Source organism: Streptomyces fagopyri, assembly GCF_009498275.1.
In the GTDB taxonomy this organism is placed as follows: Bacteria; Actinomycetota; Actinomycetes; order Streptomycetales; family Streptomycetaceae; genus Streptomyces; species Streptomyces fagopyri.
Genome location: NZ_CP045643.1, coordinates 6,309,290 through 6,320,801, shown reverse-complemented (window position 1 = coordinate 6,320,801; position 11,512 = coordinate 6,309,290). Strand labels below are relative to the sequence as shown.

9 protein-coding genes are annotated in these 11,512 nt (G+C 72.1%); 6 read left to right on the top strand and 3 right to left on the bottom strand.

Going from position 1 to position 11,512, the window contains the following annotated elements:
- The first annotated feature begins 39 nt into the window (after positions 1 to 39).
- The 3 genes from GFH48_RS27195 to rox all read left to right on the top strand — a co-directional run bounded on the left by GFH48_RS27195 (position 40) and on the right by rox (position 4,940).
- Complete coding sequence (locus tag GFH48_RS27195) at positions 40 to 1,188, top strand: aldose epimerase family protein (protein WP_153290759.1); 1,149 nt, start codon at positions 40 to 42, stop codon at positions 1,186 to 1,188.
- 159 nt (positions 1,189 to 1,347) lie between these two features.
- Complete coding sequence (locus GFH48_RS27190) at positions 1,348 to 3,063, top strand: pyridoxal phosphate-dependent aminotransferase (RefSeq protein ID WP_153290758.1); 1,716 nt, start codon at positions 1,348 to 1,350, stop codon at positions 3,061 to 3,063.
- Between the two features lie 437 nt (positions 3,064 to 3,500).
- The gene (gene rox / locus GFH48_RS27185; protein ID WP_153290757.1) at positions 3,501 to 4,940 is read left to right on the top strand and encodes a rifampin monooxygenase; all 1,440 of its coding nucleotides are present in this window, start codon (positions 3,501 to 3,503) and stop codon (positions 4,938 to 4,940) included.
- Between the two features lie 26 nt (positions 4,941 to 4,966).
- Here the strand turns inward: rox and GFH48_RS27180 are convergent, their stop codons facing one another.
- Positions 4,967 to 5,446 (bottom strand): ATP-binding protein, encoded by a 480-nt coding sequence (locus GFH48_RS27180; RefSeq protein WP_153290756.1) that lies wholly within the window; start codon positions 5,444 to 5,446, stop codon positions 4,967 to 4,969.
- A 126-nt stretch (positions 5,447 to 5,572) separates the two neighbouring features.
- On the opposite strand from GFH48_RS27180, the gene GFH48_RS27175 reads away from it, so the two are divergent.
- From GFH48_RS27175 to GFH48_RS27165, 3 genes are all read left to right on the top strand, one after another.
- Positions 5,573 to 6,412: a helix-turn-helix domain-containing protein gene (locus tag GFH48_RS27175; RefSeq protein ID WP_153290755.1), complete on the top strand. Its 840-nt coding sequence runs from the start codon at positions 5,573 to 5,575 to the stop codon at positions 6,410 to 6,412.
- Complete coding sequence (locus tag GFH48_RS27170; RefSeq protein ID WP_153290754.1) at positions 6,409 to 6,597, top strand: DUF397 domain-containing protein; 189 nt, start codon at positions 6,409 to 6,411, stop codon at positions 6,595 to 6,597. The genes GFH48_RS27175 and GFH48_RS27170 overlap by 4 nt, the downstream gene beginning before the upstream one ends.
- Positions 6,598 to 6,701: 104 nt before the next feature.
- On the top strand, positions 6,702 to 9,686 hold the full coding sequence (locus GFH48_RS27165) for a beta-galactosidase (protein ID WP_153290753.1): 2,985 nt from the start codon (positions 6,702 to 6,704) through the stop codon (positions 9,684 to 9,686).
- 79 nt (positions 9,687 to 9,765) lie between these two features.
- Here the strand turns inward: GFH48_RS27165 and GFH48_RS27160 are convergent, their stop codons facing one another.
- Together GFH48_RS27160 and GFH48_RS27155 are read right to left on the bottom strand one after the other, a co-directional pair.
- Entirely contained in the window at positions 9,766 to 10,650 is an 885-nt protein-coding gene (locus tag GFH48_RS27160; protein WP_153290752.1) for an SMP-30/gluconolactonase/LRE family protein, read from the bottom strand.
- Positions 10,647 to 11,423, bottom strand: a complete 777-nt coding sequence (locus tag GFH48_RS27155) for an IclR family transcriptional regulator (RefSeq protein WP_153290751.1) — start codon at positions 11,421 to 11,423, stop codon at positions 10,647 to 10,649. Before GFH48_RS27155 ends, GFH48_RS27160 begins: the two co-directional genes overlap by 4 nt.
- Positions 11,424 to 11,512: the final 89 nt, after the last annotated feature.

Genomic DNA, 11,512 nt, shown 5'->3' with positions numbered 1-11,512 from the left:
TCCGGTGGGGGCCTTCAACTTCCACTGCAGGAGCCGCACATGGAAACCAGCAGACGAACGATCATCGCCGCAGCCGCGGCCGCGGGCGTCACCGCGGCCACCGTCGGCACCGCACACGCCGGCACCGGGGCCGGGAAGCCGGTGAAGGAGCTCTTCGGCAGGCTCGCCGACGGCACCAAGATCCACCGCTGGTCGCTCGCGAACGGCGGCACGCGTCTGAAGGTCATTTCCTACGGCGGGATCATCCAGTCCCTGGAGATCCCCGACCGGCACGGCCGCTACGCGAACGTCTCCCTCGGATACGACAACCTGGCGTCCTACGTCGCCGGTACGACGTTCTTCGGGGCGACGATCGGCCGCTACGGCAACCGCATAGCGGGCGGCCGTTTCACCCTGGACGGCAAGACCTACCAGCTCTCCGTCAACGACGGCGTGAACAGCCTGCACGGCGGGGCCAAGGGCTTCAACACCAAGGTCTGGGACATCGAGGGCTTCACCTCCGGGTCCGACGTCGGCCTGCACCTGCACTACACCAGCATCGACGGCGAGATGGGCTACCCGGGCACGCTCAGGGTGAAGGTGACCTACACCCTCACCCGGCACGGCGACTGGCGCATCGACTACGAGGCCACCACCGACAAGGCCACCGTCGTCAACCTCACCAACCACACCTACTACAACCTCGCCGGTGAGGGCCGCGGCGGCATCTACGACCACGAACTCACGCTGGCCGCGCGGCGCTTCACCCCCACCGACGCCGGCCTGATCCCCACCGGCGAGCTGGCCGGGGTCGCGGGCACCCCCTTCGACTTCCGGCACGCCAAGCCGATCGGCCGCGACATCCGGGTCGGCCACCCCCAACTGGTCACCGCCAAGGGCTTCGACCACAACTGGGTGCTCGACAAGGGCGTCACCGCCCGGCCCGAGCACATCGCCACCCTGCGTGACCCGGGCTCCGGCCGCACCCTGAAGATCGCGACCGACCAGCCGGGCGTGCAGTTCTACTCGGGCAACTTCCTGGACGGCACGCTGGTGGGCACCTCCGGACACACCTACCGGCAGGGCGACGGCATGTGTCTGGAGACCCAGCACTTCCCGGACTCCCCGAACCGTCCCTCCTTCCCCTCGACGGTGCTGCGCCCGGGCAGCACCTACCGCACGACGACGGTGCACTCCTTCAGCGCCTGACGCCCACGAAGCCTCGCGCGGACGCGGTCCGGGCCCCTGAGGTTGCCCCGGAGACCGGACCGTCACCGGATTCTCACGAGTTGAACAGCACCACCCCCGTCTCCGTATGAGAGGGCGGCCCGTGCTCCCCCGCACGGGCCACCCAGAGACGGAGGTTCCATGGCCGACAACGTCGCCTCGCTGTTCCGCGGTACTGCGGCGCACAGCCCCTCGATGGCTGCGCTCGCCCGCGAGAGCGACGGAGTCGGCCCGATCGACTTCTGCATCCCGTGCAACCCGTACTTCCCCACGCCGGGCATGTTCGACGAACTGGCCGGGCGGCTGCGCGAGATCATCACGTACTACCCGAGCAGCGCCGACACCATCACCGCCGAACTGTGCGCGCTGCTCCGGCTCCCGCCGAGCTGTGTCGCCATGGGCAACGGTTCCACGGAACTGATCACCTGGATCGACCACCTGCTGGTCCGCGAGTCCCTCGCCATCCCCGTCCCCACCTTCGGCCGCTGGACCGACCAGCCGATGGAGACCGGCAAGCGCGTCGACATGTTCCCGCTCCAGGAGTCGGCGGCCTTCGCCCTCGACCCCGCGAAGTACGTCGACTTCATCCGTGCCCGGGGCACCCGGGTCGCCGTCATCTGCAACCCCAACAATCCCGACGGCGGCTTCCTGAGCCGGCAGACGGTCGTGAACTTCATGGACGCGCTCCAGGACCTCGACCTGGTGATCATCGACGAGTCGTTCCTGGAGTTCGCCGACGCGGAGAACGAGCCGAGTGTCGTCGAGGAGGCGGTGCTGCGGCCCAACGTCATCGTGCTGCGCAGCCTCGGCAAGAACTTCGGCCTGCACGGCATCCGGTTCGGCTACCTCGTGGCCAACCCCGCGCTCGCGGGCAGGATCCGCTCCATGCTGCCCAAGTGGAACCTCAACTCCTTCGCGGAGACCGTGGTGTTCATGCTCAAGGAGCACGGCGCCGAGTACATGGAGAGCCTGCACCTGGTGCGCCGCGACCGGCTCGACATGGCCCGTCAGCTGACCGCGCTGCCCGGTCTGACGGTCTACCCCTCGCAGGGCAACTTCCTGTTCGTACGGCTGCCCGTGGGTGCCGAGGGCACCGTCGTCCGCGACCGGCTGCTCACCGAGCACCGGATCCTGGTCCGCGAGTGCGGCAACAAGATCGGTTCGTCCAGTCGCTTCCTGAGACTCGTGGTGCGCCCCCAGGTGGACGTGCGTCGCCTGGTGTCCGGCCTGGAGCAGGTGCTCTACGGGTCCAGGAGGGGAGCCGCCGTGCCCGAGCCGAGCACAGGGACCGCCTACAGCTCGGGCACGGCGGCGGTGGACCGTCTGATCAGCGAGACGAACGGGGTCGGCATGCCGCTGGCCGCGCAGGCCGCCGCGATGGGTCTGCCGCCCGCGCAGACCTGGCCGGGCCCGGCTCAGGCCCCGGCACAACTGCCCGGCGGCATGCCCGGACTGATGCCCGCCCCGGCTCCGGCGGCGGCCATGATGCCCGCCCCCGCCCCCGCGCCGGCGGCCGCCATGATGCCGCCGATGGCTCCCATGCCGCCGGCGGCGCCGCCGCAGCAGCCCATGCCCGCGGTCGCCCAGATGCCGCCCGCCCCGATGCCCGCGGTCGCGCAGGCCCCCGTACCGGCCATGCCGAGCATGCCCGGCGCACCCGGAATGCCGGGGATGCCGGGCATGCCGGGGATGAGCCCCGCTCCCGCCGCCGGGCTCGGCCAGCCGGCGATGCCCGGCCTGCGCAACGGCGGACTGACCGCCGCCCAGGTCCGGGGCCGCACCCAGCCGGAACCGGAGCCCGCGCCGCAGCCGATGGGCTGGCCCGCCGCCGGAGCCGTGTACAACCAGGTCGGCTGAGGGCTGTCCCCTGATCCCCGGCGGGCGCACGACGACGGCCACTTCACCTCGCCGCGTCGTCGGGGTCGCCCGAATGCGTCCGGTACGAGGACGCCCCTCCGCCTCGCGACGCACCGCGTCCGAGGCCGCGCGCCGATCCACCGGGGATCACGGGGCAGCCCTTGGGGCCGCGCACACGTAAGGCCGCGTACATGACGAAGGGCAAGGAGATCTCCCGCTCCTTGCCCCCTTCAGCGTACAGCGCGCCAGGGGGCTTGCGGCAAGGCCCCGGTCGTGCCGCAGAATCGTCGACCGAGGCCGGAACCTGGCGAAATGCCGACTCCACGAGGTACGTGCGCCTTTGCCCGGGTCCCGTCCCGGATCGCGCGCGGCCGTAAGCGTCACCCGAGCGCGCGGAGTGTCCGGCCGGTCTCCCCTCTCCTTGAACGGGCGTTCGGATGATTGACGTGATCGTGGTCGGCTGCGGACCGACCGGGCTGATGCTCGCCTGCGAACTGCGGCTGCACGGTGTGCGCGTGGTCGTGCTGGACAAGCTGTCCGAGCCGACCGCGGAGTCCCGCGGGCGCGGCCTGCACGCGCGCAGCGTCGAGATCATGGACCAGCGCGGCCTGCTGGACCGGTTCCTCGCCGTCAGTGAGAAGTTCCGGGCCGGCGGTTTCTTCGGCGGCGTCCGCAAGCCGTGGCCCGACGGGGTGGACACGGCGCACCCCTACGGCCTCTCCACCCCGCAGCCGGTCACCGAGCGCCTGCTCCACGAACGGGCCCTGGAACTCGGTGCCGAGATCCGGCGCGGCCGTGAGGTGGTCGGGCTGGGGCAGGACGAGAACGGTGCCGGTGCCGGGGTGAGCGTCGATCTCGCGGACGGCACGCGGTTGCGCGCGCGGTATCTCGTCGGGTGCGACGGTGGGCGCGGTGTGGTGCGCGGGCTGCTCGGTGTCGGCTTCCCCGGGGAGCCCGCCAGGGTCGAGACGCTGCTGGGCGACATGGAGATGACCGAGGACCGCGCGACGGTCGACGCCGTCGTCGCGGAGGTCCGCAGGACCCAGCTGCGGTTCGGCGCCCTCTCCAACGGGGACGGGACCTACCGCGTCCTCGTGCCCGCGGAACGGGTGGCGGAGGACCGCGCCACCGCGCCCACCCTGGAGGAGTTCAGACAGCGGCTGCGGGCGGTCGCGGGCACCGACTTCGGCGTGCACTCGCCGCGCCTGCTGTCGCGCTTCAGCGACGCGACCCGGCAGGCCGAGCGCTACCGGGTCGGCCGGGTCATGCTGGCCGGCGACGCGGCGCACATCCATCCGCCGACCGGCGGCCAGGGGCTCAACCTCGGCATCCAGGACGCGTTCAACCTCGGCTGGAAGCTGGCCGCCGCGGTCGGCGGCTGGGCACCGGAGGGCCTCCTGGACAGCTACCACGCCGAACGCCACCCGGTGGGCGCGCGCGTACTGGACAACACCCGCGCGCAGATCACGCTGCTGGGGACCGAGCCGGGGGCGGTGGCGCTGCGCGAGCTGTTCTCGAAGCTGATGGACTTCGAGGAGGTGAACCGGTACGTGACCGAGATGATCACCGCGATCGGGGTCCGCTACGACTTCGGCGAGGGGCACGACCTGCTCGGGCGGCGGATGCGCGACATGGAGCTGAGGCGGGGCCGCCTCTACGGGCTGACACACGCCGGCCGCGGGCTGCTGCTCGACCGGACGGGCCGGCTCTCGGTGACGGGCTGGGCGGACCGGGTCGACCACGTCGTCGACGCCGGCGGGGAGCTGGACGTGCCCGCCGTGCTGTTGCGTCCGGACGGTCATGTCGCCTGGGCCGGCGAGGACCGGGCCGATCTGCTCGGCCACCTGCCGAGATGGTTCGGCGCACCGGCGCGCTGACCGCGCGCCGGCCCGCGCCCTCCCGTTCACCTGCCGCCCGTCCGTCCGGCCGCGGCCGACCAGCCCGGCAGGTCGATCTCGGCCCGGACCGTCTTGCCGGGCGGCTCCCGGTGCAGCACCTCCCACCGGTCGGCGAGCGCCTCGACGAGGACGAGCCCGCGCCCGTGTTCGTCGAGCGGGTCCGCGGGCGGTACGTCGCCAGGTCCCGGCGGACACGCCCCGTCGCGCGTGTCGGTCACCTCGACCCGGACGCTGCCCGTGACGAGGGAGAGCCGCAGCTCGAAGTCGCGGCCGGGCACCCGGCCGTGGGTCACCGCGTTGGCGGCCAGCTCGGCGACGATCACGGCGGCCGTGTCGGAGGCGTCCGTGCCGTGCGGGACGCCCCAGGTGTGCAACTGGTTCAGGGCGAGGTGGCGGGCGAGACGGGCGCCGCGCGGAGTGGCACTGAAGCGCTGCGTGAACACACGTACGGTAACCGGGCGTCGGGGGGTGGGCGGTGCGGTCATGCCCCCAATCTGACGGTCCTCAGGCCTGCTTCACCAGGTCCGCGCCGCGTACGCCGCGGGAGCGTACGCGGTGACGGGGTGGACAGTACCGGTCACCGGGCGTGACCATGGTCGCGGGAGGTGACCATGGCGGTCGAGGGTGCGGTGGGGACGGGTGGCGAGCCTGATTCGTCCGACAGTCTGCGGACGTTCGGTGCGGTCGTACAGGCCCTGCGGGAGCACGCGGGGCTGAGCCGCGAGGAGTTCGGCGAACGCGTGCGGTTCTCCAGACACACCGTGGCGTCGGTGGAGTTGGGGCGCCGTATGCCGGACCCGACGTTCGTGGAGCGGGCGGAGGAGGTACTGGGGAACACGGGAGCGTTACGGAAGGCTGCGGGGCATCTGGCACGGCAGCCGGGGCTCGCGGCGTGGTTCCGGCAGTGGGCGCGGCTGGAGGCGACCGCGATCACCCTCTACACGTACGAATGCCGCCTGATTCCGGGGTTGTTGCAGACCGAGGCGTACGCGCGCACGCTGTTCACGAACCAACTGCCCCCGTTGGACGACGCGCAGATCGAGGCACAGTGGGTGGCGCGGGCGGAACGGCAACGACTGCTGCGGGCGCGGCCGAACACGGCGTTCGGTTTCATCCTGGAGGAGGGCGTGCTCCTGCGGCGCACGGGCGGGGTGGAGGTCGCACGGGGGCTCATCGATCACGTCCTGGAGATCGCCGGGCTACGGAACGTCGAGATCCAGGTCATGCCGCAGGTACGGGAGACGCATGCGGGGCTGGATGGTCCCATGCAGCTCTTGGAGACGCCGGAGAACACATGGTTCGCCTACTGCGAAGGACAGCGAGGCGGCTTGCTCATCCCCGATCTGAGGGAGATCAGCGTCCTCCAACGGCGCTATGCCAGGATGCGTTCACAGGCTCTCACCATCACGGACTCGCTGAGCCTGTTGGAGCGGATGCGAGGAGAGTTATGAGCACCAGCGGACCGGCGTGGTTCAAGTCGAGCTACAGCAGCGGCGGCGACGGCGACTGCGTCGAGGTCGCCACCTCGCCGCGCACCGTCCACGTCCGTGACTCCAAGGATCCCCAGGGTCCCCGCCTCACCCTCTCCCCCGTCACCTGGTCCGACTTCCTCACGTACGCCGTCACCCGCGCCTGAGGTCCCGGACGCCGTGGCCGCGCCGGGACCCTGATATGACCGGGGTCGGCCGTATCGCTGTGGACAATGATCACAGTCGCGCCGCTGCCCCTGGGAGGCCCCGCATGGTGTTGAGCAGACGTACCTTCAGCGCACTCGCCGGCACCGCCGCGCTGGGCCTCACGCTGGGCGGCAGCGGGGACGGCGGCGCGTACGCGGTCGGCACCGTGCCCACGGGACCCGCGCCCGGACCGCCCGGCGCGGACGGACGGCGGCACACCATCGGGTTCGACAGCTACTCCATGCTGATCGACGGCAGGCGGGTGGTCCTGTGGTCCGGCGAGGTCCACCCCTTCCGGCTGCCGAGCCCCTCCCTCTGGCGCGACGTGCTGCAGAAGCTGCGCGCCCACGGCTACAACACGATCAGCGTCTACGTCTCCTGGAACTTCCACTCCCCCGCCCCCGGGCACTACGACTTCACAGGCGTCCGCGACCTCGGTCTGTTCCTGCGCACGGCGGCCGAGACGGGCCTGTACGTGATCCTGCGGCCGGGCCCGTACATCAACGCCGAGGTCGACGCGGGCGGCTTCCCGGGCTGGCTGACGGTCACCCCGGGCACCGCCCGGACCTCCGACCCGGCCTATCTGGCCTACGTCGACGAGTGGCTCACGGCCGTGAACCGGGTCGCGGCCCGGCACCTCCACACCGACGGCGGCGGCACGATCGTCCTCTACCAGCTGGAGAACGAGTACGCGAACAACGTCACCAGCCCGCTCGGCCGCGACTACATGGCCCACCTCTACGCCAAGGTCCGCGCCGACGGCATCGACGTACCGCTGTTCCACAACGACAAGGGAAGGAACGGCCACTGGGCACCCGGGACCTTCGACACCCATGGGGAGAGGGGCCGTTACCTGTACGGCTTCGACGGCTACCCGTCCCCGTCCGAAGCGCCGCCGGACTGGGGCTACTTCGGCGTCGGCGGGACGAAGGGCGGCGCGACCGCGAGCCCCGGGACCCCGGGATTCCTGGCCGAGTTCGGCGGTGGCTGGTTCGACCCGTGGGGCGGGGTGGAGTTCGACGGCGAGGGATACGCGGGGTCGGCCCGGACCCGGGACGCGGCGTACGAGCGGCGCTTCTACCTCACCAACCTCGCCAACGGCATCAAGGTCCACAACGTCTACATGACCTTCGGCGGCACGTCGTGGGGCTGGCTGCCGGCACCGGTCGTCTACACGTCGTACGACTACGGCGCGGCCCTCGACGAGGCCCGCAGGCCGACCCCGAAGCTCGTCCCGATGCACCAGATCGGGCAGCTCCTGCACTCCGTGCCCGACCTCGCCAAGCTGGACCGGGCGCCGGACGTCGCGGTCGGCGACGGCAGCGGCGGATCGCGGGCCGACGCCGGGATCACGGCGTACCACCTCGTCAATCCGGACACCAGGGCGCACTTCCACGTGCTGCGCAACGACCGGCCGGCCGACGTCGTGGCCGGCGTCACCCTCGCCGGGGAGAGCGTCCGCGTGGCCCTTCCCGGTCTCGACGCCCGGCTGCTCGCCACCGGACTCTCCCTCGGGCGGCGGACACTGCGGTACTCCACCGCGCAGCCCATGATGCGGCTGGCCGCCGGACGCCAGGACATCGCGGTGTTCACGGGGCGCGCGGGCGAACCGACCTGGACGGTCCTGGAGTGCGCGAGCGCGCCGAAGGTCACCGTGCTGGAAGGCAGCGCCCGCCATACGCACGCGCACGGCCTGCTGCGCATCGACGCCGAACTCGGCGGCCTGACCCGCGTGCTGGTGGAAGGAGGCGGCAGTACGACGCCGCTGCTGCTGCTCCTCGCCGACGACGCGGCCTCCGCGCGGCTGTGGCGTCACGACACCCCGTCGGGCCCGGTCCTGGTGCGCGGCCCGGCCCTGGTGCGCACCGCGGACCTGCGCGGCACGACCGTCCATCTCACCGGGGACACGGTGACGGCCGCGGACCTGGAGGTGTGGGGGCCGCGCGGGGTGAACGGCGTGGTCTGGAACAAGGGCACGCCGCGCACCCGCGCCACCGCGTCCGGCAGTCTGCTGGCCGAGCGCCGGCTGCCCGGTGTACCGGCCGTGAAGCTCCCGGCGCTGGCGAAGTGGCGCCATCGCGCCGAGAACCCGGAGTCCACCGCCGGTTTCGACGACTCGGCCTGGCGGACCGCGGACCGGAGGTCCTCGCACAGTGTCACCCCCGTGCCGGCCGGGCAGCCCGTGCTCTTCGCCGACGACTACGGCTTCCACTACGGGGACGTCTGGTACCGGGGTCATTTCGCGGACATGAGCGGCGCGGAGTCGGTGAACCTGTCGTACGTCACGGGCACTCAGGGGCTGCTGATGGCGTGGCTCGACGGCAAGCCGCTGGGCACGCACCGGATGCCGGTGCCGGACAAGAAGACGGTGCGGCAGGGGACCTGGGCCGCCACGGCCACCTTCCCGATCACGCCGGAGGTCCGCCGGGCGAAGGGACCGCACGTGCTGTCCGTCCTCGTGCGCCGGATGCAGCACGACGAGGACGGCGCGGCCCGCGACACCCACAAGGCGGCCCGCGGGCTGACGGCCGTGACCTTCGGCGGCGCCGCGCCCGCACTGCGCTGGCGGATCCAGGGTGCCGCGGCGGCGGACCCGGTGCGCGGGCCGCTGAACCACGGCGGCCTGTACGGGGAGCGGCAGGGCTGGCATCTGCCCGGATTCGCGGAAGGCGGCTGGCAGTCCGTGGAGTTCCCGCGGGCGCGGCGGGGGCAGGGGGTCTGCTGGTACCGCACCGGGTTCCGGCTCGCGGTGGACCCCGCCGTGGACGCCTCGATCGGGCTCACCCTCGCCGACGACCCGTCCCGCGCCTACCGTGTCCAGATCTTCCTGAACGGCTGGAACCTCGGCCAGTACATCAACGACGTGGGTCCCCAGCACACGTTCGTGCTGCCGAACGGGGTGTTGAACACACGTGGTGCCAACACTCTGGCCCTCGCCGTGCTCGCGGACGGGACCACACCCGCGGGTCCGGGCACGGTGCGGCTGACGCTGTTGGGCAGCGCGGCCGGAGGAGTACCGGTGACGCCGGTGGACTCTCCCGGCCGGTGACCGCCCGCGGGGCCCGCTCGTCCCCGGCCGGTCGGCGACCGGCCGGGGACATCGGGGTCCCCGGCCTTCGGGGAACCCGTCAGCCGGCGAACGCGGGCTGTGCCAGACCCTTGCCGGCGCCCGGGACGACGAGCACCGAGCCGGAGAGCGGGTGCGGAGCGGCCAGACCCGTACGCGCGGTGGTGATGTACAGGTCGGTCAGGTCCGCGCCGCCGAACGCGCAGGCGGTGGGGCGGCGCACCGGGAGGTCGATCACCCGGTCGAGAACGCCGTCGGGGGTGTAGCGGCGGACCGCGCCACCGTCCCAGAACGCCACCCAGACACAGCCCTCGGCGTCCACGGTGAGCCCGTCGGGGTAGCCCTCGTCGGCTCCGGTGGTCACCAACGCCCGCCTTTCGCGCGGCAGTTGGTCCTCGCCGATGTCGAAGACGTCGATCCGCCGGGTCGGTGTGTCGATGTAGTACATCAGCCTGCCGTCAGGGCTCCATCCCGTGCCGTTGCTGACGGTGACGTCGTCGAGGAGGGTGTGCACGGTGCCGTCGGCGGCGATCCGGGACAGCGCGCCGCCGCCCCGGGCCTCGTCGTAGCGCATGCTGCCGGCCCAGAGCGCGCCGTCGGGGGCGACCGCGGCGTCGTTGCCCCGGCGGCCCGGGACGAGCTCGCGGTGCAGCCAGCGGAACCCCTCGGGCGAACCCGGCGAGCCGGATGAGCCGGATGAGCCGGACGGACCGTACAGCCCCACGCCGTCACGGAGGTTGACCACGAGGCCGCCGCCCGCGCGGGGCTTGGCGGCACCCACATGCTGCTCGGTGACCATGACCGTACGGCGCCCGGAGAGCGGCTCGTAGGTGTGGACCCGGGAGCCGAGGATGTCGACCCAGATCAGCCGCTGTCCGCGGGCGTCCCAGGTCGGGCCCTCACCGAGGGCCGCGTCGGCGCGTATCGCGACGTCGAAGGCGGTCATCCCGCCACGCTCCGGTGTCCGAGCCGCTCGGAGAGCTCGGCCGCGCCCTTCGCGGCGAGCTGTTCCAGCTCGGCACGGCGCTCGTCGCTCCAGCGGATCATCGGTACGGAGATGGAGAGCGCGGCGACGACCCGTCCCGTGCGGTCGCGCACCGGGGCGGCGACACAGCTGACGTCCGGGTTCGACTCCCGGCTCTCGACGGCGACTCCGCGGCGGCGGATCTCCGCCAGGGCCTCGCGCAGCGCGCCCGGTTCGGTGATGCTGTTCGGTGTCATCGCGGACAGGTCCGCGTCGTCGGGGATGCGGGAGGCCAGCTCCGGACCGGGCAGCGAGGCGAGCAGCATCTTGCCCACGGAGGTGCAGTGGGCGGGGAGCCTGCGGCCCGCCGCCGACACCATGCGCACGGCGTGCGTGGAGTCGACCTTCGCGATGTAGATGACGTCCGTGCCCTCCAGGATCGCCACATGGACCGTCTCGTCGCAGGTCTCGGCGACGGAGCGGGCCACCTGCTGGCCCTCCGCCGCGAGGTCCAGCTGCTCGGCGTAGCGGCTGCCGAGCTGGTACGGCCGCACACCGAGGCGGTACCGTCCGGGCTGGCCCGGCATCTGCACGATGTACGAACGGGCGGCGAGCGTGGTGACCAGCTCGTGCACCGTCGTACGCGGCAGTTGCAGCCTGCGCACGATGTCGGGGGCGGAGAGCGTGCCGTCCCCGTCGAGGAAGAGCTCGAGAATGTCGAGAGCTCGGGTCACGGCAGGTACGAGGCGTCCCACAACCGGCCCCCTCCCTATGTTCGAAATTTCAACAGATGATCGGCATGACGAACACAGGCTACTCATGGTGGTCTTGGAGGGGCAATGGG